Origin of the sequence: Streptomyces noursei ATCC 11455 (assembly GCF_001704275.1) — a bacterium.
GTDB classification, from domain to species: domain Bacteria; phylum Actinomycetota; class Actinomycetes; order Streptomycetales; family Streptomycetaceae; genus Streptomyces; species Streptomyces noursei.
In genome coordinates this window covers 46,713-71,729 of the sequence record NZ_CP011533.1, presented here as the reverse complement: position 1 = coordinate 71,729, position 25,017 = coordinate 46,713, and the positions used below count along the sequence as shown (strand labels likewise).

The 25,017-nt window shown below is 66.5% G+C and carries 17 protein-coding genes; 1 reads left to right on the top strand and 16 read right to left on the bottom strand.

Translation table 11 applies throughout. The features are described from left to right. Window positions 1-796 precede the first annotated feature (796 nt). From SNOUR_RS00285 to SNOUR_RS00250, 8 genes are all read right to left on the bottom strand, one after another. Complete coding sequence (locus SNOUR_RS00285) at window positions 797-1,906, bottom strand: C40 family peptidase (protein ID WP_067342887.1); 1,110 nt, start codon at window positions 1,904-1,906, stop codon at window positions 797-799. After that, window positions 1,903-4,179: a hypothetical protein gene (locus SNOUR_RS00280; RefSeq protein ID WP_159425712.1), complete on the bottom strand. Its 2,277-nt coding sequence runs from the start codon at window positions 4,177-4,179 to the stop codon at window positions 1,903-1,905. The genes SNOUR_RS00285 and SNOUR_RS00280 overlap by 4 nt, the downstream gene beginning before the upstream one ends. A 1,438-nt stretch (window positions 4,180-5,617) precedes the next feature. Further along, a complete protein-coding gene (locus tag SNOUR_RS00270) occupies window positions 5,618-7,450 on the bottom strand; it encodes an ATP-binding cassette domain-containing protein (protein WP_312631443.1) in 1,833 nt (610 codons plus the stop codon). A gap of 229 nt (window positions 7,451-7,679) precedes the next feature. Then, window positions 7,680-8,042 carry a lasso peptide biosynthesis B2 protein gene (locus SNOUR_RS00265; RefSeq protein WP_312631442.1) on the bottom strand — a complete coding sequence of 121 codons (363 nt, stop codon included), beginning with the start codon at window positions 8,040-8,042 and terminating at the stop codon, window positions 7,680-7,682. 160 nt (window positions 8,043-8,202) lie between these two features. Beyond that, window positions 8,203-9,039: a GP88 family protein gene (locus tag SNOUR_RS45790; protein WP_159425711.1), complete on the bottom strand. Its 837-nt coding sequence runs from the start codon at window positions 9,037-9,039 to the stop codon at window positions 8,203-8,205. Between the two features lie 86 nt (window positions 9,040-9,125). Continuing rightward, window positions 9,126-11,708 (bottom strand): ATP-binding protein, encoded by a 2,583-nt coding sequence (locus SNOUR_RS00260; RefSeq protein ID WP_067342879.1) that lies wholly within the window; start codon window positions 11,706-11,708, stop codon window positions 9,126-9,128. After that, window positions 11,705-12,301, bottom strand: coding sequence for a hypothetical protein (locus SNOUR_RS00255; RefSeq protein WP_067342877.1), 597 nt, complete (start codon window positions 12,299-12,301; stop codon window positions 11,705-11,707). The genes SNOUR_RS00260 and SNOUR_RS00255 overlap by 4 nt, the downstream gene beginning before the upstream one ends. After that, complete coding sequence (locus SNOUR_RS00250) at window positions 12,298-12,651, bottom strand: hypothetical protein (protein WP_067342876.1); 354 nt, start codon at window positions 12,649-12,651, stop codon at window positions 12,298-12,300. Before SNOUR_RS00250 ends, SNOUR_RS00255 begins: the two co-directional genes overlap by 4 nt. 1,180 nt (window positions 12,652-13,831) lie before the next feature. Between SNOUR_RS00250 and SNOUR_RS00240 the strand changes: the two genes are divergently transcribed. Continuing rightward, complete coding sequence (locus SNOUR_RS00240) at window positions 13,832-14,833, top strand: hypothetical protein (protein WP_159425710.1); 1,002 nt, start codon at window positions 13,832-13,834, stop codon at window positions 14,831-14,833. A gap of 76 nt (window positions 14,834-14,909) precedes the next feature. On the opposite strand, the gene SNOUR_RS00235 is transcribed toward SNOUR_RS00240, so the two are convergent. The 8 genes from SNOUR_RS00235 to SNOUR_RS00205 all read right to left on the bottom strand — a co-directional run bounded on the left by SNOUR_RS00235 (window position 14,910) and on the right by SNOUR_RS00205 (window position 24,959). Then, on the bottom strand, window positions 14,910-15,455 hold the full coding sequence (locus tag SNOUR_RS00235; RefSeq protein WP_067342872.1) for an IS1096 element passenger TnpR family protein: 546 nt from the start codon (window positions 15,453-15,455) through the stop codon (window positions 14,910-14,912). Window positions 15,456-16,020: 565 nt separating this feature from the next. Further along, the gene (locus SNOUR_RS41990) at window positions 16,021-17,364 is read right to left on the bottom strand and encodes a cytochrome P450 family protein (RefSeq protein ID WP_079141900.1); all 1,344 of its coding nucleotides are present in this window, start codon (window positions 17,362-17,364) and stop codon (window positions 16,021-16,023) included. A 702-nt stretch (window positions 17,365-18,066) separates the two neighbouring features. Then, window positions 18,067-19,752 (bottom strand): ISAzo13 family transposase, encoded by a 1,686-nt coding sequence (locus tag SNOUR_RS00225; protein WP_067342868.1) that lies wholly within the window; start codon window positions 19,750-19,752, stop codon window positions 18,067-18,069. Window positions 19,753-19,822: 70 nt separating this feature from the next. Then, the gene (locus SNOUR_RS00220) at window positions 19,823-21,511 is read right to left on the bottom strand and encodes an ISAzo13 family transposase (protein ID WP_067342866.1); all 1,689 of its coding nucleotides are present in this window, start codon (window positions 21,509-21,511) and stop codon (window positions 19,823-19,825) included. Window positions 21,512-21,583: 72 nt separating this feature from the next. Then, entirely contained in the window at window positions 21,584-22,231 is a 648-nt protein-coding gene (locus tag SNOUR_RS45065) for a hypothetical protein (protein WP_107407272.1), read from the bottom strand. A gap of 77 nt (window positions 22,232-22,308) precedes the next feature. Beyond that, complete coding sequence (locus SNOUR_RS49060; protein WP_079141898.1) at window positions 22,309-22,830, bottom strand: XF1762 family protein; 522 nt, start codon at window positions 22,828-22,830, stop codon at window positions 22,309-22,311. Between the two features lie 386 nt (window positions 22,831-23,216). Beyond that, on the bottom strand, window positions 23,217-23,684 hold the full coding sequence (locus tag SNOUR_RS00210; RefSeq protein ID WP_067342863.1) for a hypothetical protein: 468 nt from the start codon (window positions 23,682-23,684) through the stop codon (window positions 23,217-23,219). A 420-nt stretch (window positions 23,685-24,104) separates the two neighbouring features. Next, the gene (locus SNOUR_RS00205) at window positions 24,105-24,959 is read right to left on the bottom strand and encodes a replication-relaxation family protein (protein WP_312631433.1); all 855 of its coding nucleotides are present in this window, start codon (window positions 24,957-24,959) and stop codon (window positions 24,105-24,107) included. Between the last annotated feature and the right edge of the window lie 58 nt (window positions 24,960-25,017).

The following is a 25,017-nucleotide window of genomic DNA, read 5'->3' as shown; positions in this document are numbered from 1 at the left end:
AACGACAACTGGGCCAGGCGTCCGTCGCGTCGATCACCAGACGGGTCCGTGGCGGCCCAAACCAACCGGACATCGACCAGCCCACTGCCGGCTCTTCGAGCGATGCCGGCCTGGATTCGCACATCGCGGTACACGGAACGACCGCCCCCTGCCGCAGGTCCACTGGAGCCGAAATACTTCGGCCACCGCTCACGCCCACGGCCAGTAACGTCGGCTTCCCACACCTGCATGCCAAGCTGAACGAGCCGGGCCTCCAAGGATCGGGGCAGGTCGGGGGGCGAGCTGCGATCGAGCAGGCGTTGGACGGCGGCGTCGCCGGCCGGCCCATCTCCTGGGACCGGAATCCCGCCAGTGACACGGTTGGGGGGCACTGTCTGGTGAGGCGAGGACGGGCTCGGCCTCTTCGACTCAGTGCTCCAAGGAACCGCAGTCGCAGCCCCGCCAGCCGCTAGAGGCTGGGCGGGGGCGCGGACCAGAAGGGTCAGGCCGAGGACCGCGAACCCGGAAGCCAGCGCTATCGGCCCCCAAGGCCAGCGGCGTTGCAACGCTGCGGTGGAGGATCCCGCCCCTCGAACTCGATTGGACGGTGAACTGCGCACTCGCGGCGTCTTTTCCACGCTGTGGCCGAGCCAAGGCCGCCCAGCCACATCCGGCGCGTCACCAGGACGGGACCGAGATGGCCGGGAGGATGCCCCCGACCGCGTAGCCTGCACGCGGACACCCGGTCGCACACGACGATCGACGTGACGATACGGACCAGCCGGATCAACGGAGTACCTGGGCCTGGTGTGTTCCATCAGATCACCCGAGCCCCGCCGGCGAACCCGTCCTGCCAGACAGCCTCGCGGCGGACCATACTTCCAGGACGGGGAGAGTCGAGCATCTGTCCGGACCCCAGATAGATGGCGACGTGATAGATCGACGAGTCCGTCCCGTACCCGAAGAACACCAGATCACCGGGGTGCAAGGCAGCTAGCCCCTGACTGGCGGGTATCCGTCGGCCGACCTGGGCCTGGGCAGCTGCCGTGCGAGGGAGCTGAACGCCGACCTGCGCGAATGCGAACTGAGTCAACCCCGAACAGTCGAACCCCTTGATGGAGGCTCCAGACTTTCCCCCCGGTGAGCAGCAGATACCTGTAGTTGCTCCGCTGGCGTTGCCGCCACCCCATGAGTACGGCATGCCGAGCTGGGACAGCGCTGCCTCGATGACGTTCTTCGCCGAGCCGGTCGCCGACATTGGCGACGTGGACTTCGAATCGAGCTGGGCATACCGGCTGATCCAACCGGTGACCTCCGAGACGTACGCCTCCGAGTGGTTGTAGGAGTACACCGCATCGTGGAGCTGGCGTGCGTCGGCCAAGTTCCGGCCTTGCCCGCACAGGTAGACAGCGGCGCTCAGCGCCGCATCATCAGCGTTCTGAGGATCCTTTCGACCATCCGCATTGCCGTCCTGGCCACTGCTCGACCAGGTCGAGGGCATGAACTGAAACGGCCCGACAGCACGCTCTGCGGTGGGGTCACCGTCGTACTTTCCGCCGTCGGTATCGGCGAAGTACTGCGTGTTTCCTCCCACCCCACTTCCCGTCAACCGAGGCCCGTAGATGGGCGGACTGATGGTCCCGTCATCAGCGATGGTGTGGCCAGCGGCATGATTGGACTCCACCTTGGCGATGCCGGCCACCACGGCCCATGTCATCCCTTGGCACTTCGGGACAACGGAGGCGACCTTCGCTGACGCATTCCGGTACGCCTGCAACATGCGCGCAGGAATGTCGGGGGCCGCCGCGGCTGCCGCAGACATCGTCGTATCCTGCCGCGGCTTGTTGCTGGCCACCACGATCAGGCCCAGTGGTATCCCGAACAGCAACAGTCCGAACAGCACGACCAGGCATCCAAGCTTCTTCACGGCAGCCTCCTCCCGCGCCAGAGGTGGTTACGAAGAGAGGCACCGCGCGACCTGACCCAGTTCTGTACCCGATCGCTTCGACCGCGGGTGATGCGCCGCATCCCGTTACGGGACAGCGAGCCCCAGTTCTCCCGAGCCTTGGTGTAGTGGTCCAGCTGTCGATACATCTCCCTGGTGAAGTCGCTCCTGCGGCGATGCAGCCGTTCCCACCCAGCGGGCAAGCCGACCGTGGTGTGCCATGCCACGCGCGCCGCGCCCAGCAGCACCCGGCCGCCGCGTGTGCGCGAGACACGCTCTCGCAGGCGTTGACCGACGGGTCGAACCTCATTGGGCCGCTCGGAGAGGATCTCGCCCGTCCGCGGGTCGAAGGCCAGCTGACCACCCCGCGTCCTTCCGGGTGCATTGGTGCCATCGCGACCGCGGGGCCCATTGCCCGCCGCACCGTCTCGCCAGTTTGGCTCGCGCGGTGGGCCAACCCAGGCCAGTTGGGCTGCTCGCAGCGGCACTGACAACGGAGCCGCTGCGCGGCGGACCTCCGCACGTGCTTCGCCCAGAGCCGACATTGGATTTCCGGGCAGACCCGCTGTGTCTGACAGAGCTGCGATGCCCGAGGCGAGCTTTGCCCGCCGCATGGCCAGCGCTGCATGGGCAGGAGAGGCACCACTGCGAGCCAAAGAGACCGAGGCGCTGGGGGGGATGCCTCCGGATCCGCGCCCGCCGGCACCGGCAGCTGCCAGAGCCATTCCCATCCCCGCAGCTTCGTCGCCCATCATGTGAGTACCGCCGACCTTGGCGAAGCGCATCCAGGACGCGAAGGCATGGCCGAGGTTGCTGCCCCTAGCCACCATCCGGCGATGCAGCACGACGGCGGTCACTGCCAACGCATCGAGCAGCACGAGGCGTTCGATCAAGGCGGTGTCCTCCGACTCCAGCAACGTCCGGGCGGCTACGCCGAAGAGCGGGATGAACACAGAGACGCAGAACAGCACGACCGTGGAAGAGGCGAAGACGCCGACCCATCGCCAGAGCATCATCCTGTTCGGCCCCGGCAACAGTGCCACCACGAACACCACATAGGTGGCGCAAGCCGCGAGCACGCAGGCGAACTGTGCGGCAACCATCGCAAATGCCATCGCGGTTACGACTGCAGCCATCACCAACGCTGCTACAAGCACACACAATGCGCCCAGAACCCGCTCCCACGTCATCGACGACATGTAAGCGGCGGCTGCCTCTCCCTCCGGCCCGTCCTTTTTCAACAGCTCCTCTTGCACCTTTCCATTGCCGCCGCCGGCGCCGTTGTCTTCCCGACACATCTCCATGCTCGGCTTCGGCAGGTCATCGCATTGCTCACTAAGGTTCTTGCTGCGTTGGCGGCACAGGGCAGCTACCTTTCCGTCCAACATGTCGCATGGATGCGCCGTCGGGTCCGCATCTCCAGTGACCAGGGCTGCTTGGTAGTCCTTGTACAAGGGACTGTCCTTGTCGATGCTCTGCCCGTACTGCAGGAGCTGGTAGGGCTGCACGATCAACACGTCAGTCAGGGTCTTAGTGATCGGACGGGATACATCCTCTGAAACCGGTTCCGTCCTGCCGTTGATACACAGATCGCGCGCAGGGCCGATCATGTACTTGCACGACTCCGCGCGCTTCTTCTCCTTCTTCTCCGCTTCTTTCTTTTCCTTTTCCGGAATGCCGCTTCGTTCGCAGATGTCCTTCGCTGGGCCCATCAGGTTGCACGGATCATTGGGATCATCCTTGGGCTCCGAGGTCGCCTTCGTCGTGATTGCAGCGGCTTCCAATGCGGCGCGCTGAGCCTGATGCAACGGCCCATTCTGTCCGAGCATCACATCGGGTCGCACCAGCGATGTAGCTCCGATGGCAGCGATCAACAGTGTCACCAGGATCTCTCCGAGACCACGCCCTGCACGGCCACGCGCCACCATGAACAGACCAAAAGCAAAAGCCCATGCAGTGAAGAGACCTGCCAAACCCAGAGGAGTGACGATATTTTGCGCATAGGCGTCAGCAACCCGCTGGGATGTCGATGCAAGCCGATCGGTGATCGGAAACTTGTAGACCCAGTCGACGATCCAGCATGCGTACCCGGTGACCAGGCGAGCCAGAGCGAACATGCCGCTGGCCATAAACCGCATCACGGTATCCGAGATGCCATTGCCCCCACCGGTCAGTTCGTAGAACGACGACGGAATGCCCTCGGGCGTCTTGATGTTGCTGAACGGGCCGAGCAGGCCCCCGTCATCGGCTGCCAACGACTGTGGGCCCGTACCGTCAGCCGCCACCGCAGAGCTGGCCGCAGCGACCAGCAGGCCCCCTGTCACCCCGGCCAGGACCGCGCCGCGGCCAAACCACCGCCTCACCGCCGCCGCCGCGTCACGACGAGCGCGCCAGCCCCCGCCGTCAGGGCACCCAGGCCCAAGACCACGGTGGCCAGCCGCGCTTCCGCCGAGTCCCGGCTCGGAGCAGACGTTCGATGCCGGGTCGCGCGCAGGTGGCAGTACTCGCTCGCCGGCCCCACGAGAAGGTCACACGGGTCACCGTCGAGCCGCGGGAGACGGGGCTGGCCGGACACCGGAGCAGCAGGCGAAAAAGCACGTCCTGTCTGAGGAAGCGCCAGAGACGACCACCCGGTGGTCCACGCAACTGCCGCCAGCGCCAAGCCCAACAAAACCACCGCCAGCAACACCAGCCCCCGCCCACCCCCATGGGTGCCCTGCTGAGGGCGAAGGCCAGGGCGACAGCGCAAGAAGGAACGTCGTGGAGCCCGGTGTCGACCACGCCTGCCCGAGGCTGTCCGCACGCCGGGAGCATCCGGTAGGCGCAGTCGAACACCGGGCGTCGCCGGCGTGCCGGCAGGGAAACGCTGACGCAGTCGACGAAACAGGGCGGGCATCGGCACTCCTGAGAACAGAGTTCGGGGATGCCCCAACGCTCGCCAGGTCGCTTACCACCCTGCTCACCAGCGAGTTCCTCACCCGTCACAAGGCCATCACGTCTGGCTGGTAAGAGGGAGGCCCGGCTGCTCACCAGGCGCCCTTCCGCGACTTACCACGCCCAGCTCAGCTGCCGCCCGCCAACGACGTACGCGTTCGGACCAACAGCCGAGCAAGCTTGCCTCGCCGGGCATCAAGACGCGGCTCGGCGGCTCGCCGGCTCGGCAACAACAACTCCATACGAGACCCGTCGGCTTGAGATTTATGTGCTGCCCGCAGTCCGACTGGTCTGGGCCTTCGAATTCGACGAGGCTCTGGCTGAGCTGCTCCACCACGCTGCTCAGGCACTGCGCCAGGGGGCGCGCGGACATTGAACTTCGTGTCCGCGCGCGGCATGGCTGGAGGATGCCGAAGCCAGGGATGACGAGGGTGTGATCAGCCATATGCGGTGGGCCTTCGACCTGAATCCTGAACAGTTCGGCGGTGTTTGGTGCCCTTCTTATGGGGGACGAGTTCGCGCCCGAAGACGCCGCAGTCGAAGTCCATCTTGTCGGTGTCCACAGACCGTACGAACTGCACCGGCCTCTCATCGACGTCTCGGGCGCACAGGTCCTTACATGTAGCGGGTCTTCGGCGCTCTCCGCGGCTACCCGCGAGTCCCCTCCACATCGGTCCGGATCCCGACGGCGGCGCATCGGTAAGACGGGCACCGCCGGGCCGCTCTCTCCGATCCCGTGCTCACAGGTGAGCGAATGGATCAGTCCCTGTCCTCCTGCAACTTCAACATCTCAAAAAAGCCGCCGGCCTGGTCGATCAGCTCGTCATACGTACCCGTTTCGGAGATGCGGCCCTGGACGAGGACGATGATCCGGTCAGCGAGGCGGGTGTTGGCCAGGCGATGGGTGATGAACACGGTCGCCCGCCCGGCGGCCAGATGCTTGAGCCGCATGTAAATCCGGTGCTCCGCGCGGGCATCGAGCGCGGCCGTAGGCTCGTCCATCACCAGCACGGGGGCGTCGCGGTGGAAAGCGCGAGCAACGGCGACGCGCTGCCACTGCCCGCCGGACAGGTCGTGTCCTCCCCACCAGGAGCGGGCCAGCGAGGTGTCCAGCCCGTGGGGCAGGTCGGCGATGACACTGTCGGCGCCGGCGGCCTCGGCGGCGGCGTGCACGGCAACGTCGCCTTCGGGCCGGGGCTGGCCGAGGGTGATGTTCTCGCGGGCGGCCAGTGGCCAGCGCGTGTAGTCCTGCGGCACAAGCGCCACCTTCGACAGCACTGCGCCCGGGTCGGCGTCCGCCAGGTCCACGCCGTCCCACCGCACCGAGCCCTTCGTGGGCAGGAACAGCCCGGTCAGCACGCGGGCGAGGGTGGACTTGCCGGCGCCGTTCTCGCCGACCAGCGCGATGACCTCGCCGCGCTTGAGGTCCAGGTCGATGCCGTCCAACGCGGGCCGGTCGGCCCCGGGGTAGGTGAAGGAGACGTCCGTAGCGCTGATCACCTGGGGCCCGTCCTCGGCAACCTGAGCTGAACCGCGGCGGGTCATCCATGGCTTGGCCACGGCCAGGAACCGGGCCCAGTCGTCCAAAGACAGAGAGGTGCGGAACAGCCGGGCCCCGGCCCGTACCGTCGTGGCCAGCGCGGCCCCGGAGGTCCGCACCGCCAGCGCGGCAGTTCCCGCCGCGGCGAGCTCCATCCGGCCGGTGGCCACCAGGAGCACGAGCACGCCCCAGGTCGCGGCGGTGCCGACCGCCGTAAGGGCATCGCCGATCCCTTGCACCACCAGGGCCTGCCGGGTGGCCTTGAGCTGCTCGGCGTCCAGGCGGCCGGAGACGATGCGGTACTGCCGGATCAGGAAGCCGGCCATGGTGCCTGCGCGGACCTCATCGGCTGTGGCCCGCTCCGTGGTGTACGCGCGGAAGACGTTGCGCAGACGGGAGTCGGCGAGGTTGCGGTGGTGGGCGCCGTGCTCGATCCGCGCCCCCCGTACGGCACCCCATGCACAAGGGATGACGGAGGCGAGAAGCAGCGGCAGCATCAACGCGTGCAGCACAGTGACGACCGTCGCGGCGGCGGCCATCTGGGCCGCGGCGGAGGTCAGCAGCTGGGCGTCGAGGATGAGGTCGCCGGTCTTCTCCGCCCCGTCGGAGGCAGCGGCGTGGGCGTCCTCGAAGTCCGGGTCCTCGTAGGCGACGAGCTCGGCGGCGGTGGCCGCGGTGATGACCTCCAAGTCGGCCTCGCGGACGGCCTTCGGTGCGAGGCGCGCGGCGGACGCGCGGGCGGCGGCATCGAGTAGGTAGCGGCCGGATGCGGCGAGGGCGAGCACGACCACGGCGGCCAGGTTCTCGCCTAGGCCGGTGGAGATGTCGGGGCTGGTGAACACAGCGGCCAGAACGCGAGTGGTGGCCGCGAGCGCGGTGGCGGTGAGGGCGGCGGCGCCGATCTGGCAGGTGAGCAGGGTCAGGACGGCACGGTGGTCGGTGCGCCAGCCGAGCCGGGCTGCTTGGGCGAGAGTGTGCGGGAGTCGGCGGGCTATGGCCCACGTGGACAGGTTGACGCTCGCCTCGAAGTGCCGGTCGGAGGCAAGGTGCATGACCGGTGGCTGGCCCGCTGCGGCGACAGGCGGGGAGGATACGGAAGAACTCACGCGCCCCATGAGGGAGCCGAACCAGGGGGCCGAGCAACGGGATTGTTCCCCCAGGTCCGGGATCGCCCCTGGTCACCCCGACCGCCCCCGTCAGCATTTCATTCGAACGAGTGATGCCGTGGTCCAGGGCCGGGGAGGCTCGTGTTGGCCCCGGACCACGGTGGCGCGGGAGTTGCTACGGCTCGGCCAGGACCGGCATCCACGGCCGGTCGACGGCGTCGCCGATGTCCCGGCCGACCGTGCCTTCGGGCACCTCGGCCCAGGCGTGTGCGGCGTGGGGCATGAAGCGGGCGCCGTGCACCCAGCGGGCCTTGCGGCCGGTCAGGGCGGTCGCGATGACAGTGGCGAGGCTCAGTTCCGCACACGCAATCCGGCCCGGCCACCACGAGGGAATCACCGCCAGCACCGCCGTATACAGAGCCTCCAGCCGGGCGAGGCGCGCGTAAGGCAGGCCGTGCAGCAGTCGCACGGCGGCGAGCTTCCAGCGCAGCGGTAGCGGGCTCGCGGCTAGGGAGTCCGCACCTGCGACCGCGGCCACGGACACCGCCCCCTCCCCATCGACCGGCATGTGTCCCCAAGTCTTCCCCACGCGCCCGTCGTTCAACTGTCTGCGTTCGGGAACGCCAAATGCCGAGCGCGTCAGGAGCTAGACCCATTGGCGTCGTCCGGCCGACAAGAGGTTGCCGCCGGCAGGGAAACTATCGCGCCTCGGGGCGGCGGGGTACCGGTCCGCGCCGAGGATATCGCCGACCCGCGGCGCGGGCGTTGGCTGCCCTCTGCAGAGCCCTGAAGGACTTGTCGCCCTGCTTCCGCTTCTGCCCCGGCAAGTTATTTGCTGCGAGACCCAGCTTCTCCGGCCCATAGGCGGCGAGCAGATCCGATGGGGTCTGCGAGACGTAGCCGGCTGCGGCCAGCGACTCCTCGTCGGGAAACACGTCAGCATGAAGGTCATGGGGTTCGATCAGTTCGTCCTGGAGGCCCCCGTAGGAGTACCGCCACGTGAAATTCGGGGGTGGATCCGGTTGGGCAATGCGCTTTAGTCGATCAACTTCCTTGGAGTAGTTGTAAAACGCGACGTCAGGTGCGCTTCGCATAACCTCAAGCCATCGCGACAAGTATTCGTCGGAAAACCAATCTCCGCTGTCATGTACACGTACGTGTGCAGGTGTGTCGCCGACAGGCCGAAACCGGGGGAGCTGCAACTCTTCGATCATCTGAGCTTGCCATGCGTCCGGTTCATCCATGACGTACTGAAGGTTCCGCTGGTGAGCCCGCAGAACGCTGGGCATCATGAACATCCCGGCGCGGGCATAACACATCTTTCGGCATTCTCCAGCCGAAGGGCAGGAATTGTATGGGCGCCCGTCGGGAAGTTTTCCCGACCACGCCGGCAAAGTCCATTTCCAGATCCTCTCCGCCCGTTCACCAGCGCAAGAAGAACGCATACGGCGCAACAGAACACGAGGACGCTCCCACGTCGGCGCCTCTGAACCCTCTTCCACCGAGGCGCTATCCGATATACGGGGATCACTCACGAGACTCTCCTCCTTCAGTCTTGCGTCGCTTCCTTCACGGGGCTCACCACCCGCTCCCTCAGCAGCTCCCCACCACGCAATCAGGACTACGATGACCGCGCGTCAGCCGCTGACAGGGCCCCAGCTGCCGCGGTCGCGCCCCCTGGTACGGGTGTTTTGCCGGGGGTGGTGAAGATGCTGGCCTGGATGCGATGCACCTCCGGGACCAACACCTGAAAGTGCCCAATGCGCTGACGGGCATCGCGCCCGAGCATCTCGCCGGCACGCTCCCGATTGCCCATCGGCGACAACGTCATGACCTTCTCCAGCAACTGCTCGTCGTCGCCCGGCAGCCCCAAGGCAGTCAAAGCGTGCCCGGCTAGGGTCCGGTCGGTGGTGCGGGAGATGACCAAGTAGGCCAGTAGCCCACGGATCATTTCGCCACCCAGCTCGCGTACGTCATGGGCCCCCATCGCGATGCCGGCGTAGTGCTTCCGCCCATCCGAGACGACCTCGTGCACCAGCGCAGAGCCTTCCGCGGACATCGTCAGCCAGTAGCACTCATCGACAATGACCTGGCAGAACCGATCGATGGCAAACGCCGTCTCCCGCGCCAGTGCAGCCACCAGATACAGCACGGCCCGACCGATCAGCGCCTCGGTCGGCTGGATACGCAGCAGATCCGGGTTCAACACCGCTTCGCGCGGCGGCAATGTCAGACCCGCGGTGGTCACCACCACCGCGTCGCAGCTGCCCTCATCCATCGTGAGGACCGGCAGATTGGGGTCGAACACCGCGGCGGCGAGCGGCTCGTCGCGCACCACCTGCAACAGCGCGGCCAAGGTCGCCGCATCACGCGCCATCGCCCCGTCCCCGTGCGTCATGGAATCCAGTTCCACCACGACCCGAGCCATGCACGGCTGCTGCGAGTCGGCGGCCGCCACCACGGCCTTCTTCAAGAGCGCCCCCTGCGTGGTCATCGGGCCGATTCCCAACTGCAGACTCAGATACGACCGGGCGTACCGGATCCCCGTATCCCGGTCGAACAGGCGCAACGGGTCCAGTGACACCTCCGCGCGAGCGATGTCCACGACCTGGCACCTGCCGGGAGCAGCTCGTTTCGCGAAGTGAGCCCATTCCCGCACCGGCGTGCGGTCGATGACGATGACTCGCCCGCCCCGGTCGACGACACCGGACGCGATGACCTTGAGCAGGACGCTTTTGCCGCCACCCAAATCACCCGCCACACCCAACGAAGCAGAGGCGTCCTGACGCGGTGCATCAGCCACATCCCACAGCACCGGCCGCACCGTGCCGGCATCCAGCGAAATGCCGACCATTTGCCCACCGCGGTCACCGAACACGTCCACCGACAATGCCCCGTTGAGCGCGAAGTCACCCGAAAGCTGGTACTGGGTGAACTCCCTCAACTTCGAAGGACTGCCACCAGCCGGCAAGCCCATCGTGAAGAGATCCACCTGCGCCCCCAGTGGAGCCACCACTCGATAGCTGGCGCCACCCAGCCGCTTCTGCAGCGACTGAGCCCGCTCCATACACACACTCGGCGTCGGGCCCCACACCGTCAGCACGGTGACGAACCGGACCTCCACCTCCAACTGACTGGCAGCAGCCTGCGCGGCCTCGTCGTCCAGGTCCTCGATCGCATCATGCATCTCATCAGGCAGACCAATGGCACGCTGCGCCGTGCGCTGCTCAATCTGATCCAACAACTCCATCCGCCGCTTGGCGACTTCGACACTCACCTTCTCCGCCGGCACCAGCGACATGTCGACCGTGACATCCACCGGCCATGGCAGCGCCTCCAACTGAGCCAGAATGTCGGCATCCGCCTCGTCCACAGCACGCGGCATCTCCTCAAGGGCAAGATGAGCCTGATACCCCGTACCGCTGGCCGACTCCACCTCAAGCCACGCCCGCTTCAACAGCGACGCTTTCCCCTCGGCACGGCGCGAACGAGGGCGATGCTTGTGCTCACCGTGCCCGCCTTCCAGCAGGCGTACCTGACCGAGATCGGCATAGGACGGTGAGCGCAACACACCACGAGCGATCTCGCCCCCAAACCCCTGGTGCCGGGACGCTTCCAACAACAAAGGCTCCTGCTGACCACGGTGGACAGCGTGCTGATGCATCCACACGATCTCCGCCGGACGAGCCGGGCGGAGCTCCACAAACGCCTCGAACTCGTTCGCCAGCCGCCGAGCCTGCTGCACGTAGCCGATGACCTCTTCCTCCGACACCGCAGCCGGACGCATCCCCAGCACCGCACCGACCTCCGCCCACGCGGCACCGAACGTCGCCCGCACCTCGGCCCGCCACCCCGTCGCCGACAGCGGGGCCGCCAGCCACAAGGTCCGCTCGTGCATCTCGACCCCGTCCAGCAGATCCAGCCGCGCCCGGGTCACCTCCGCCCAATGCGGGCAGTCCTCCAACGACACGTCAGCGATCATCCGCGCGGCGATCTCCCCCGGATCGGTCTGCGCACACAGGCTGTACAACCGTGCCGCCGTCGGCAACGCGCGCAGCAGCGAAGCCAGTCGGCCGGAGCTCTGCGCCCGCTCCCGGGCACTGGCGTACTGCCCGCCCTGCGGGTCCAGCCGCCATACCGCCCACACTTCACCGGTCGCCGACCACACCACGTTGCCGGCGATATGCCGCATCGCGAGCCTCATGCGCCCATGCCTCCATCCCCGCCCCGTGCGTCCCGCCGCTGCAAGATCTGCTGCATAGCCGTCGGCACCGGCCGCGGCTGCGGCGGAGGCAGCGGCTTACGACGACCTTCACGCGGAAGACGTCCTTCTACCCCTCGCAACAGCGCACCCAGACCGCGCTTCCCACCGACCGCAGCGCGATCGGCGACGTCGTCCGCCACCCCCACAGAGACCTCCTCGATCACGCACCCGCCGTACACGACCTGCGGCCTCGGCGGGCGCATTGCCCGGCCGTCGACCCGCCCGCCGCGCGGCTGGAAGATCCGGGCCGCCACCCCCACAGCAAGGTTGAAGGGCGTCCGGCCACCGATCCTCGCGCGCCGCACCGCCCACACCGCCACGACCAGCACCACCACCGGCACAGGCCCCAGCACACGCCACCAGGAGAAGGTCTTGATCAGCACGAACCCGCCGACGAACGCCACCCCGATCTGCGCCGCGGTATAGGGGCCGAACGGCAGCACCCAGTCGCCGACCTTCCCAAATACCCACGGCAACCGCCGCGCCCGCGTATACGAGCGACCAACCCGGATCCCGACATCGACGCCGCTCACGCGTGATCACCCCCAGAACTCCGCCCCTGCGCACCCGCCGGCCCGAGCGGCTCAGGCCCGCGGTTGTCAACGCGCACCACCCCAGCCGGCGCGGATCCCGCATGGGTGATCTCGTCCTTGAACGCATCCGCCAGCTGGGTCTGAGAGTTGTAGATCGCCAGGATGATCACGTAGCCGAGGATCGCCCCGATACCAGCCTTCACACTGAACCGCTGAATGATCTTCGCGACGATCAATATGAGCAGCGCCAGCTTCAGCGCGCCCTCAGCCCAACTCGTCCCCAACTGGAACAGGTGATTGCCGATGTCGGCGAACGCACCCGCCAACTGCACCGTCTGACCGGTATGCATCACGCACCACCTCCCCTACCCGACACACCCTCGCCCTCCAGACCGCTCTCCACGGCCAGGACCTCCCACCGGCCCTCGCGCGCCGACAGCCGCAGCGCGTAACTCAGCGGCCACTGCGTCCCCTGAGCATCGCGCGCCACGACCCGCGCAAGAACACGTACCTGCTGCCCGTCCCGCCCTACCTCGCCAGCGCTCTGTGTCGAACTGACCCTCTCGGTACGCACCCCGCCGTAGGACACACCCAAAGCAGGAAGCCGCACACGTGCGGCCAGGTACCGCTCGGCGCCACCGGACCCACCCAGGTACGCCGCCAAGAACTGCCCTACCGTCGATGCAAGCGCCGATCCGGGTGACACTTCCACCGTGTACGGAGACGACCCGGCCCTACCAGCAACGGGGCCGGGCACAGCAGAGGGCGCCGCGGTCACCACAAAGCTCTGCCCCCCGCCCGCACCCGCCCCATTTCGCCAGAGCACCGGGAAGCGGAAGTAGCGCACCGCAGGCCCCGTCCCAGGGGACTGCAGCACCACCCCTACCGTCACCGACCACGCCCCCGGCCGCACGGCCTCACAACGCACGGTCCGAACCACTGTCACTGCCGGGGGACGCCCGTGGAACTCCGGAAGGGCTACCTCCGGAGCCAACGATCGCGCAGTCTTCTGCGCATCGGACGCCTGCCCGTCCCCAGGATCGCCGGCCAGCCACATCCTCACGAACAACTCGGCGAAGCCCCCCGGCCCCTCTGCCCCTCCGGACTTCCCGGTCGCTTGCTGCACGGCACCGTGGGCCGGGCCAACCGCCGGCACTGAGGGAAACCACGACGTCGCCAGCGCAAGCGGACCGCACGCCAGCGCAACCAGAGCTGCGGCACGAACCAAAGAAACCCTGCGATGACGCAGCGACTGTCCAGCAGAATCCGACGGTGATGAGGCGGAGGCCCGGCGATGGTTGCCGGAGGCGGGCAAGGGCGGCACGACGACTCCTCGGGAGTTGGATATCCCGACTCTCCGCAGGCCGCTTACCACGACGCTTACCAGCGCTCCGCTCACCCGTCACAGGCCCATCACGACTCTGCGGTAAGCACCCCCAGCAACGATGGCCAGGGCACGGAGGCATAGTCCCCGTTGTCAGACCCGCCCCCGACTTGCATCGCGATACGCGGTTCGGGAGGCTGCCGCATGTGACGACAACTCACCTGCGTGCGTGCGATGTTCCAGAGGTCCGCCAGGACCTGCTCCTGTGGGTCAAATTCAAATCGGGCGCGGTGCAGGTCAACGGCTTCACCGATCCACTCCTGATGCAGTCGGCAGTACGAGGCGCGGAACAGTTCTTCGTCAACGACCGTATGACGTGGCTGGCGCGCACGACGGGCGAGGAACTGCCGGTGTGCGCGTTCGACGCGGACGACTTGCCGGATCCGATCGGGTTTCTGATCTGGTCCGACGACCCAAGCGCCCACACCAAGACTCTCGGGCGGCCTCGGGCCGTGTTGTGGTGCCGGACCGGGATGTCGCTGCGTGTCCTGGTCCTGGACGACGCCGGCCCCTACCGGCGCGCTCTGGAAGACGCGGGCAACCGGGCTGATCCGAGCTGGGCGAGACAGGTCCACAGTTCGCTCGCCGGTGACCTGGCCATCGGCTTCGGCGCGACGATCCCGCTGAACACCGAGACCCCATGGGACGAGATGAAGCAGACCTGGGCCATAGACAAGCACGGTCGCCCGGCGAAGGACCGGTACAGCGTGGGCGCCGACCGCCTCAACGACATCAACGAGGACCAGTTGCGGATCCTACGGACCTTGCTGGGCACCCTGCTGCTGATCCGCCAGCCTGCCGACGCACGCCGCGCACTGTGGCAGGCCGAGCAGGTACGGCCCGACGCCGCTGCCCGCAAACGCCTGCGCCGGGCCGGTGCCGAACACCCTGATACCCCGGTCCGCTACATCACGCTGCGCCAGTCCATCCGGCCCGCCCCCAACGACGATCGCGGGGCCCGCGACACCGCCGGCCGCGTCTACCGCCACCAGTGGTTCGTAAAGCCGCACCGCCGTACCTACCCCGACCAAGACGACCCGACAGGCTACTCCCGCAAGTGGGTCGGCCCCTACCTCGTCACCCCCGAAGGATGCGAGGACGCCCCGATCCTGGGCAGGGAACGCGTCGTAAACGTTCTACGCCGGTGACGGACCACCAACCGACACTGATCCGCGCAACGTCTATGTCGCGTGATAAGTCGAGACGTTAAATCTCAAGGTGAGATCACCCGCGGCGGCGCTCGCCCCACCACGGCAGGATCGGAGGCAGGTCGCCGAGCCCGCGCGCTGGGCGCTTCGGCATTGGCGACTCACCGTCGTCCTCGTCCCAGCGGCGTGCGTACTGGTCCGGAAGGTTGCCCCAGCCCCAGTAGGGAACCGGGCGGGCAGGTGCCGCGCCGAGTTCGTCGAGAGGATCGATGCGTTTGTCTGCCACCGTGCACAGGTGGGCCCAGTCGTCGCCCATGTCGAAGACGTAGGCAAACTGCTCGCCGGCCTGCAGCCTGCTCAGCGTGGTGGCACGGCCATCGACGGTGCCATTCGGGGCCTCGTCGTCCCACCAATCAAGGGGACTGATCTCGGCGCCGTCGGACAACGTGAACAGGTGCAGGTGGGCCAGATCCCAGCGGCCGAATGCGAGATCGATGGCCGTGGCGAACTGAGCGAAGGAGTGCGAGCGCGCGGCGGCGAAGACACGGCCAGGGCGAGGCCACAGGTCCACACCGTGCCCAGAGACCAACTCCACCCTGATGGACAGCCAGGTACGTGCCACGATCGCAACCTCTTCAATCGTCAGGTCCCCGGTTCGACTCCGGGGAGCACACGTAGACCCGCCGCATCATGTGATGCGGCGGTCAGCAGTGAGGGAACACTATGCAAATGGTTCACCCCTGGCTCGTAGTCGGGTGCGTTGGTGTTTCCGTCCCCGCGCACGGACCGGACTGTAGGCCGTTCGTCATAGCTCCAACGCTAACGATGCCGATGGCGCCTCGTACCGCACTGCTGACACGTTCGGGGGCAGTGACCAGGGCTCACTGCGAGGGGGCACACATGCGGTGTATTGACTGCACGGAGCCGGCGACGAGCCAACCCGTGACGCTACGGCACGGCTCCGCCGACGCGTGCCGTGTCCCCAGCCGAACTCAGGAGCCGAGCTGAAGCGATACGCGCCGGCGTACCCCATCAACTTCGAATCACCGTGGCATGAGCCGTTGCGTCCACGTGGCCGCTTCGGCTCGCTGGGAACGGGGTGTATCTCCCCATCTGGCGTGGTCGAAGACAGGGGTGGTTGTGGGAGGCAGTGGGCAGCACCACCTGAGACCTCCAACGCCCAAACCTCAGGCAGCAGTTGTCCCGGCCTGCCCCTCTTCCGGAGTCAGTTCGGAGCCAGAACAACGTGTGCTTTGCGTGAGCGCGAAAGTCGGAGGCTGCACCATATCCGTGCCGTTGAGGAATACCGTGGCCGCACGGTGCCCATGGGTTATGAAAGAGGAGAGGGGCTCAAGGCGCCCCTCTTCGGCGAGTTCGATGCGAGGGAATCGTGCGAACAACTTAGGAAGTGCAATCGATGCCTCTGCGCGAGCCAATGGTGCTCCTAGGCAATAGTGCACGCCGTGACCGAAGGCCAAGTGACCGGTGCGCGCACGCCGTATGTCAAAGGCGGCGGCTCCTGCGCCGTGCTGGGCGGGATCCCAACCGACGGTACCGAAGGTAGACAAGATTGCTTCGCCAGCTCGTATGGTGCGTCCTGCGACGGCGATGTCCGTAACGGCGAACCGCAATGGAAGGTTTGCGATGGATGGTGCCCACCGCAACGTCTCGTCGATGGCGGCGCTCCACGGAAGAGCTCCACCTCGGACCAGTGTGAGTTGGTCGGGGTGCTGCAGCAAGGCGATGACGGCATTGGCGATCAGATTGACCGTTGTCTCGTGGCCGGCGACAAGGACGAGGATCAACGTGTCGACCAACTCCTCCTCGGTAAGTTGATCCCGACCATCGCGGGCGTCAATCAACACAGTGGTCAAATCATCGCCGGGGAAAGTGCGCTTGCGGGCAACCAGCCGAGCGAGGGCGGCCCGAGCGGCCTCCAACGCCTCGATCGCGGTGGTCTGAAGAGCGGAGGTGTCCATCATCGTCGAGGCGAGGGCAGCAACGTCAGCGCGCTCGCCTTCGCCAAGCCCATAGAGGTCACAGATGACCTCCATGGGCAAGGGGTGAGCAAACGCCGCCCGAAGATCTACCACTTCCCCTGCCGGTCGCCTGGCGAGATGAGTGATCAATTCTGCAGTTATACGCTCTATCGCTGGATGGAGCGCCTTGATTCGCCCTGCCGTAAGTGCCGGAGCGACCAACTTGCGTAGCCTAGTGTGATCAGGTCCGAATGCGGTGAGCATGTTACGGACCCCGCACCACGCGTATATCCATTGTGCTTCAGGGTTTTCCTGAAGCCAGCCGCTACGCCAAGCGTCCCAGTGCTGCGTGGCGTCCTTGCTCACCCGGTCATCAGTCAGAAGGAATTTGAGTACGCTGTGGCGAGTTGGTGCCCAAGCCTTTATGCTGCCAGGAAGTTCAACTGCAATGAGGTCCCCCAGTTTTCGGAGATGGGCCGCCTCCTCCTGAATGGCGCGCCCATACGGGTCGATTCGAATGCAGAACTCTTCCTGCAGCGATGGGGTTGCCATTCGGGATCTCCTCGCATGGTGAGTGAAAACGGATCAGGCAGGGAAGCCGCGGTGCATGCAAGCGCGAAGCCGGCAGTTCGGGGCGTGATGAGGCCGAGTCGGTCCGCTCCGCGTGGCAGTAGTGGGCACGAAGGAACAGTGCATCAGGGTGGATCGCAGAGAATGGGTTTGGTTTTCCCACCTGAGCTATGGGTCGGGCATGGCGGTCGCATCACCTTGCAGAACGTTGGTCGCTGGCTGCCCGCTGACCTCTTGCAGATTTGATTTGAGTGCTCCCGCTCAGAGCCCAACGGAACGAAATTTATTGCAATTTGGCAGAGGGAACCACCTAGCCGTCCGGAAGCATCTAAGAGCTACGCCCAGGTCAGACTCGGTCATTGGAGATGTGCAGAGCAACAGTTGCCCGTTGTCGTCGACGGGTGCTCTTCGTTCACTGAAAAACGGCATGCTCCAGTTTCGCCAGTCGAAAACCGGAGGGATCTCGACGCGCCGCATTGTTACAGCCCTCACGAGATCGCCGAGTAGATCAACCGTCAGGAGTCCACAGAGGAATGCTGTAATGTCATCCGTTGACCTGGGCTACCAATTCCAACGGGCCCTGGTCTATGGGCCGAGGGGGTCCGATACGCGTCCTCGTAGCTGGTCAAGAGGAAGGGCGACACGACCGAGGGCCTTGACCCAAGGCCGGGTAGGGCTTGCCGATCAATAACTCGCCGTCTTGATCTCCGGTTTGAGGATGCCGAGGTGTGCGGTGAGATCGTCGAGGGTGGCCAGTTGCGTCTCGGCGGGTTCGATGGCGTGTCCGATGTCGTGGAGGAGCCGGCGGGTTTGGCTGATTGCCCGGTTGAGGGTCACGGGTGTCACGGTGAACAGCGGGGCGATGACGACCTGGGGGAGCTTGAACCTCTGGTAGAGGATGGTGGCCAGGAGCCGGTCGACGAGGGTGAGGCCGGGGCGTCGACCGGTGTAGAGGCCAGCGGCAGGGGTCTTCTGCCGGTCGCCGCCGCGTCGCTGATGGAGGTCTGCTTCCCGCTGAGCCGCGCGGGCCGCTGCCAACTCGGTGACCAGCGAGTCCCACTGCTCGTGCGGGATGCCGGTGAGGGCGGGATGGGTAAGCCAGTCACGGCCGGGGCCGGCTTCGTTCTGGGGCGGGATCGGAAGGACGCCGTCCCGGCGGTGTTCCTGGGGGCGGAGGGTGTAGTTCCAGTCGCCGTGCCAGTCATGGCGGCTCAGTGGCAGGGCGTTCAGCTGCCCGTCACTGATGCGGACGCCGGTCTCGTAGCTGGCGGTGTCGAGTTCGGCGCGGACTGTCAGTCCCGCGCGGGTGGTGGTCGCTGCGATGCTGTTCACGATGACTTCATGGCTGGTCAGCGGCCTGCCCCGCCAGTTCATCGTGATGTGGGAGAACAGTCGGTGCTCGATTCGGTTCCACTTAGATGTGCCCGGAGGAAAGTGACACACGGTGATCTCCAGGCCGGTCTCGACAGCCAGCGCGGCAAGCTCGAACTTCCAGGCCCGGGTGCGGTAGCCGTTGGAACCGCCCGCGTCCGCAGTGATCAGCAGACGGTGCGAGCGCGGGTAGGAGGCATGGCCGACCGCGTGCCACCAGCGGCGGACGGAGGCGACTGCGAAGGCTGCGGTGTCGTGGTCAGTGCCGACGTTGACCCACCCCGTGTCCGCGGTCAGGTCGTAGATCCCATATGGGATCGCCTTGCCCAGATCGGCATCGGGAAAGTCGTGGGTGCGAACCCGGACCGGATCACCCTCGCGACGCCACTCGTGGCCGGCGTTCTTGTAGTTGCCGACCAACTCCTTCTTCTTGGTGTCCACGCTGATCACCGGGTCTCCGGCGGCCTGGAAGTCCTTGGCCTGGTCGTTGATGTAGCGGAACTGCGCATCGCGGTCCGGGTGTTGGGCACCTTCGATGGTCTTGGCGTTGCCCTGGAGGCTGAAGCCCTCCTCGCGCAGCACGGCCGCCACGGTGTCCGCCGAGACCCGGTGCCCCTGCCGGGTCAGCTCGGCAGCCAGTTGCCGGGTCGACTTCGTCGTCCAGCGCAGCGGCGACATCGGGTCCCCGCGTACATCCGATTCCACCAAGGCCAGCAGCGCGGGCCGAAGGCCCGGATCCAGGTCCACGGCACGCTTGCGGCCCCCACCGGACCGGCGCACCCGCCCCAACGGCGCCTCGCCGGACTCCAGTTCCGTCACCCCGCACGACACGGTGCCCTCCCGGACTCCGGCCGCACGAGCGACGAGCCTGATGCCTCCATGGCCCAGCGACCGTGCTTCTGCTCCTATGGCCAGCCGCCGCTGCCGCTCGTCGAGATGCGGGAACAGCGTCGCGAACTTCGCGGCCAGGGCCGCCTCGATCCTCTCCGGACTCCCCATACCATGGCAACGAGCCTCGGAGCCGGAAGCGACGGCTTGTTTCCCGGCAAGCCCTTTAAGGGCTTGCCGATCAATAACTCGCCGTCTTGATCTCTGATGGGCAGGTGATGCCTGCCGCCGCTGCGAAAGCCTGGAGGTCTTCGAGGGCGGCGAGACGGGTGTCGGCGGGATGAACGGTGTATCCGGCGGTGTCGAGGAGCTGGCGGATGTCGCGGATGCGCCGGTTGATGGTTTCGGGTGTGACGGTGAAGAGGCGGGCGACGGTGACCTGCGGGAGCCCGTGCCGGTAGTGGAGGAGGGCGGCCAGTAGGCGGTCGGCGAGGGTGAGGATGGGACGACGGCCTGTCAGGGGGCCACCCTTGATGCGGGGTCGGTGGCCACGCCGCTTGTCCAGGTGCGTTTCCCGCTGCTCCTCATGGAGGGCGGTGAGTGTGGAGATCAGCGCATCCCACTCGGCGGGCGGCAGTCCGGTCAGGGCCGGGTGGCACAGCCAGGCAAGGTCGGGACTGGGCTGATCGAACGGGTCCGGGACATCACTGACCTGGGCATACGGCTCGGGTCGGAGACTGTAGTTCCAGTCGCCGTGCCAGGCATGACGGTCCAGCGGCAAGGCTGCCATCTGCCGGTCGCCGATGCGGACACCGGTTTCATAGGTGGCGGTGTCGAGTTCGGAGCGGATGGTCAGGCCGGTGCGGGTGGTGGTCGCCGCGATGCTGTTCACGATGACTTCGTGGCTGGTCAGGGGCTTGCCTCGCCAGTTCATGGTGATGTGGGAGAACAGCCGGTGTTCCACTTTGTTCCATTTTGATGTGCCTGGAGGATAGTGACACACGGCGATCTCCAGGCCCGTCTCCAGGGCCAGCGCGGCGAGTTCGGCCTTCCAGGCACGGGTGCGATAGCCGTTGGAGCCGCCCGCGTCCGCAGTGATCAGCAGGCGGCCTGAGCGCGGGTACGCGGCGCGGCCCACCGCGTGCCACCAGCGGCGCAACGTCTGGACGGCGAAGGCGGCGGTGTCGTGGTCGGTGCCGACGCTGACCCAGCCAGCATCCGCGGCCAGGTCGTAGATCCCGTATGGGATCGCCTTGCCCAGGTCGGCGTCGGGAAAGTCATGGGTACGGACCCGGACCGGATCGCCTTCACGACACCACTGGCGGCCGGCGTTCTTGTAGTTGCCCACCAACTCTTTCTTCTTCGTGTCCACGCTGACCACCGGATCTCCGGCTGCCTGGAACTGTTTGGCCTGCTCGTTGATGTAGCGGAACTGTGCGTCCCGGTCCGGGTGCTGGGCGCCCTCGATGGTCTTGGCGTTGCCCTGGAGGCTGAAGCCCTCCTCCCGCAGCAGCACGGCAACCGTGTCCGCCGAGACCCGATGGCCCTGCCGCGTCAGCTCGGCCGCCAGGTGCCGGGTCGACTTCACCGTCCAGCGCAGCGGCGACATCGGATCCCCACGCATGTCCGGCTCGACCAGGGCCAGCAGCGCGGGCCGCAGCCCCTGATCGAGATCGACCGCGCGCTTGCGCCCGCCGCCCTCCCGACGGACACGTCCCAACGGTGCCTGGCCGGACTCAAGTTCTCTCACGCCGCGCGAAACGGTGCCCTCCCGGACCCCGGCCGCGCGGGCGACGAGCTTGATCCCGCCGTGTCCCAGTGACCGTGCTTCTGCTCCTATAGCCAGCCGCCGTTGACGCTCGTCGAGATGCGGGAACAGCGTCTCGAACTTCGCGGTCAGTGCGGCTTCGATCCCCTCCGGTCTCCCCATACCACAACAACGAGCCTCGAAGCCGGAAGCGACGGCTTGTTTCCCGGCAAGCCCTAACTACCCGGCCTTGGGTCAAGGCCCGGTCTTTCGCAGGGTGCCGTGCCCTTCAAGCATCAGCTGGGCCCGGTGGCCTGCTGCCCCAAGGAGAGCGAAGCTGTCGTACCCGGCGACTTTTCCGGCCGGGTCAGGGGCGTTGCCGGTGGCTTGATCGTGGTCGGTGATCAAGGCGATGAGACGCAGGTTGTCGGGGTGGGGTTGAGTCATGTGGTTCATCATGGCGTACTCCTCCATCCGGTTGTGGCTGCGCCGAGGTCCTGGGCGGTCCGGCTCGGTCTGTTCGATGTCGTCAGGCGTTGCTCCTGTCGGCTTCACGCTGCCGGCCTCCGGTCTGTCTTTGTCCCTGTCACACTGGGTGTGGGACCTGTTTGTTGCTGCGATGAGGTCGAGTGTTCTCAGCGACGACTGAGCGCCCCATGCGGGCACCGAGCCTTCCCCTCCTGCGCACGACCGCTGCCGCATGAGCAGGACGTCGGCGGCCGCGGCAATGCGCCGGACGTAGCCCTCCAGTCGCTCACTCGGGCGGGAGAGGGGAGCGGAAGGGATCCGGTCGGGAGGCGATGCTGTCGGCCGGAGCGGGCGGCGGCCGGGCTGGCGGGCGGTCTGGCCTCCCTTCCGGCCATTCTGGTGCATTTGCTGGTCACGGTTCTGGTCGATTGTCATCAACTCATCTTGATTCAGGGCGAGTTAACAGAAACGCGGTATCCGGCGCCCGGTGACCCGCACAGCCGGTGGAAGCGTCAGTGAATATCGGAGCCCGGATGCCTGCCACGAACGTCCCGACTTGGCGGGCGCAGGAGCGGGGTGGCCCGTGCTGTCTTCTCCCATAGGGTCCTCGCCACAAATTCGGTACCGAGCACCTGGCGGGGCCGCCCGGGTGCGTCCCAGCCGGTCCGAGGCGCCCGGTGCGCGATTGCCTGCCATCCCACAGCACGAAGGCTGGCCCCGCTCTCGCCCTCCTGGGTATAGGTGATGATCCGGTGGTATCCAGCCGCTTTGGCCGTCCGCCAGGCAGCCGCATAGAGAAGTGAGCAGGCATTCCGCGTGCCGTCGGTTGCCAACCGGGTTACCTCAACCGTCACTCCGTCATCGAAGGCACGAGCAACGGGTCTTCCCACGATCGCTACACCAACCAGATCGCCGCTGGCAGTAATCGCTCCCAACGAGAACTTGTGACCTTGTGGCCTGCGATGATGCCGATGCATCGCGTCAACTACCTCGCAGGCATGCCGGAAGCTCAGCGGGCAAATGGATAGGGTCACCGACGACTCCCTCAGCTACTACTTCCAACGCAACGTACGGATGTGGACCTGAAACGCACCGCCCCCTGCTCATGGCAGCCGAACCCGCAGGCGCTGGATACCCCGTCCTCGCGCTCCAGCTCCGGCAGGGTCGCCACACGGGAGGGGCCGCCCGATAGCCAGCCAGGTCCAGGGACGGGGCGGGCAGTCAAGGGTGGGCATCGCCCAGCGCGTAGCGCCGCCGTAGGCGCCCTTGACTGGCCGGCACGGCCCGCACACTCCACGAGCGGGCGGCCCCGTCCCTTTGGTTCGCCGCTTAACCAGATCGTGGACGGAGTGAAGCCCCACTCCGGGAACCGATCGGCATTGTGCAGACTCTCGGTGCACACGGCTCACTTCGTATTCAGCTAGCGCCGCTTGGCTGCAGTGCTCAGACAGTCGAGGATCACTGTCGCATCCGGAACCGTCACGAAGTTCGTGCAGAACTTCCCCACCTCGGCTGTGCCCAAAACGACCTCGAAATCAGCGCCTGTAGTCTCACAGTCGTAGCTGTAGGTCCCGGGCCCGCACTCTCCGAGAGCCTTCTCCGCACCGTTGAACCTGGCGATTCCGAACGCCGCGTCCATCGCCTCAGCGATCACACCGTTGGGCAGGTCACCGAAGTCGATGGTCACTCGCCCGTGATCGTCGAGGCACAACTTCCCCGAACCGAGATCGGCATGGTCGTACTCCAACGTGATAGCACAGCAGTACGTCGGAGTCTTGGCTCGCGCCAGCGGAATAAACGCAGTCTGCAACGTTTTGATCGCGGTCTTCTGGACGCGGTCCCATTCCAGTTCCCAGTCGTTCAGAGCAGTGACGACATCTGGTTGCATGGCAGATTCCTCCGATCGTTGACTCACGTTGTCGAGGTAGAGGTCACAGGCCGCTGCCGGGAATACTGAGCGTCGCCAGCACAGGTGCTCGCTCGCCAATGTCCCCTTGAGCGGAGCTGCACGGAGATCCCCGCAGTGCTGGAGAGAAACGAATCCCAATGGGAGTGCAGCGCCGTACCAGGTAGGCCCGCCCGCCGGCGGGCGCCGGCGCAACGGGGGAGACGCTGCATCTTGTCGACCCGTGAAACTGGCCTGCGGCTGGGGCGGCTTCCGCACCAGCGTGCGCTGCATCGACGGGGGAAGGCGGGAGAGACCGGCCCCTCGACCTAGCCGGCGAATACTGCCCAGGCGACCGCTTCCAGATTGGTGGCAGCCGCGGTCTGCCACTACCTGCTGGCATGCACCGGTGGGAAGGCCGGTTCACAGCTCCATCCAGCTGCGTCGGCCCACACGGTCGTCCAGGGGCCACCACACCGCCGCCGAAGCACCCTGGGTCTCCAACTCCTCCAGCACTGCGGCACCGCTGGGCACTTCCTCGGCGAACCGAGCCGTCGCGGGATGCTCACGGACCAATGCCCGTAGATCCGCCACGCGATGCAAAAGCGCCTTCCGGCCGGCTCCGGTCAAAACGAACAGCAGCCGAGGAAAGACAGGGTACGTACGCTGCCACGCACGCATCCCGGACACGTCTGCTACCTCACGTCGCCCCGAGACTGAGACATGGTTGTGGAACCTCGCATAGGTGATCACCTTCGACGCCAGGCGCTCGGATGACTCGGTAGCTCGATCTACCTCGACGAAGGCCCGCAGCATCGCCCGTGTAGGCGCCGTTCGGGTATATCGAAGCAAAGCGTCCGCGATCAACGCGCGATCCCCGTCACCGGCCCCATCACGGACGGGATGAGCCACCTCCGGAGACCAGTCCAAGGGTGTGACCTCGTCGCCCCGGCGACGAGCATCTTCGACAAACGCCAGCGCAGTCCGTGTCACGGCCAGCGTGTGTGCCGTGCGTGCCCCCAACGCCGTATGCCGGCGAACCCGCCGCTGGCCGGCAAACTCAGGCCAGTTGGCGACGAGATGGGCGCCGTCTTTGGTGAGTGACCAGACGCTCGGATGGTGCGCCCGTTTGACGCTGCTGAGCACTCCTTGCCGTTGAAGATCACGGAGGCAGTGCCGAAAGTACCTTAGCTCAGGAGGAGGACTCAACAGACGCCGCAGTTGATCCGTTTCCGCGGCGCGATGGACGAACAGCGCAGCAAGGGCCTGCTCGCGCACAGGTGTTGGCCGATGGGAGAAAGCCGTGGGGGACGAGGTAAACATCAAGGTTCCCGGG